Raw genomic sequence first — 1,866 nt, forward strand, 5'->3', positions numbered from 1 at the left:
GGCGGAGACCCAGCCCGCCCGGCGCCCGAGGGCACGGCCGCAGGCCGTACGGGGGCTGGGGGCTCGCCCCCCGTTCGGGAAGGGGCGGGGTGGGGAATGGCTCCGCGCAGCGGCTCACGCCCCCGCACCCACCTCCCGACCGCCCCACCCCGAAAGGCACACCGTGACGCAGGACGACCTCCTCGCCCGGGCCCAGGCCTGGCTCGCCGAGGACCCCGACGAGGAGACCCGCGAGGAGCTCGCGGAGCTCATCGACGCGGGCGCGACCGACGAGCTCGCCGCCCGTTTCAGCGGCACCCTCCAGTTCGGCACCGCCGGCCTCCGCGGTGAGATCGGCGCCGGGCCCATGCGGATGAACCGCTCGGTCGTCATCCGCGCCGCCGCCGGCCTCGCCGCGTACCTCAGGGCCAAGGGCCAGGAGGGCGGCCTCGTCGTCATCGGCTACGACGCCCGCTACAAGTCGGCCGACTTCGCGCGCGACACCGCCGCCGTGATGACCGGCGCCGGGCTGCGCGCCGCGCTCCTCCCCCGCCCGCTGCCGACGCCCGTCCTCGCGTACGCCATAAGGCATCTGGGCGCCGTCGCCGGCGTCGAGGTGACCGCGAGCCACAACCCGCCGCGCGACAACGGCTACAAGGTCTACCTGGGCGACGGCTCGCAGATCGTGCCGCCCGCCGACGCGGAGATCGCCGCCGAGATCGACGCGATCCGCTCGCTGCACGACGTGCCCCGCCCGGAGGCCGGCTGGGAGACCCTCGGCGACGAGGTCCTGAACGCCTACCTGGAGCGTACGGACGCCGTCCTGACCTCCGGGTCCCCCCGCACCGCGCGGACCGTCTACACGGCCATGCACGGCGTCGGCAAGGACGTCCTGACGGCCGCCTTCGCCCGGGCCGGCTTCCCGCCGCCCGCGCTCGTCGCCGCACAGGCCGAACCCGACCCGGCGTTCCCGACGGTCGCCTTCCCGAACCCGGAGGAGCCGGGTGCCATGGACCTCGCCTTCGAGGCGGCCCGGGCCGTGGACCCCGACCTGATCATCGCCAACGACCCGGACGCCGACCGGTGCGCCGTGGCCGTGCCCGACGCGACCGTCGTGGGCGGCTGGCGGATGCTCCGCGGCGACGAGGTGGGCGCGCTGCTCGCCGCGCACCTGGTGCACAAGGGCGCGACGGGCGTGTTCGCCGAGTCGATCGTGTCGTCCTCGCTGCTCGGCCGGATCGCGGAGGCCGCGGGCGTCGGCTATGAGGAGACGCTGACGGGCTTCAAGTGGATCGCCCGCGTCGAGGGCCTGCGGTACGGCTACGAGGAGGCGCTCGGCTACTGCGTCGACCCGGAGGGCGTCCGCGACAAGGACGGCATCACGGCGGCGCTGCTCGTGACCGAGCTGGCGTCGGTGCTCAAGGAGCAGGGCCGGACGCTGACCGATCTGCTCGACGACCTGGCGATCGCCCACGGGCTGCACGCCACGGACCAGCTGTCGGTGCGGGTCGAGGACCTGAGCGTCATCGCGAACGCCATGTCGGCGCTGCGCGAGCGGCCGCCGGTCTCGCTCGCCGGTCTGACGGTCGTGTCGGCGGAGGACCTGACGAAGGGCACGGAGTCGCTGCCCCCGACGGACGGGCTGCGCTACCACCTGGAGGGCGACTACAAGGCCCGGGTGATCGTCCGCCCGAGCGGCACGGAGCCCAAGCTCAAGTGCTACCTGGAGGTCGTGGTGCCGGTCGCCGCCGCCGTCGACCTCGCCCCGGCGCGGGCGACGGCCCACGAGGTGCTGGTGGCGATCAAGCGGGATCTGTCGGCCGCCGCCGGACTCTGATCCGCCGCGGGGGACCGCCGCGAAGGACAACGAAGGACACGGCCGAAGGG

1 protein-coding gene is annotated in these 1,866 nt (G+C 74.8%); it reads left to right on the plus strand.

The features are described 5' to 3' along the window. The first annotated feature begins 163 nt into the window (after nucleotides 1-163). A complete protein-coding gene (locus ACFQ79_RS40695) occupies nucleotides 164-1,816 on the plus strand; it encodes a phospho-sugar mutase (RefSeq protein ID WP_383593430.1) in 1,653 nt (550 codons plus the stop codon). The last annotated feature ends 50 nt before the right edge of the window (nucleotides 1,817-1,866 follow it).

Origin of the sequence: Streptomyces sp. NPDC056480 (assembly GCF_042795405.1) — a bacterium.
GTDB lineage: Bacteria > Actinomycetota > Actinomycetes > Streptomycetales > Streptomycetaceae > Streptomyces.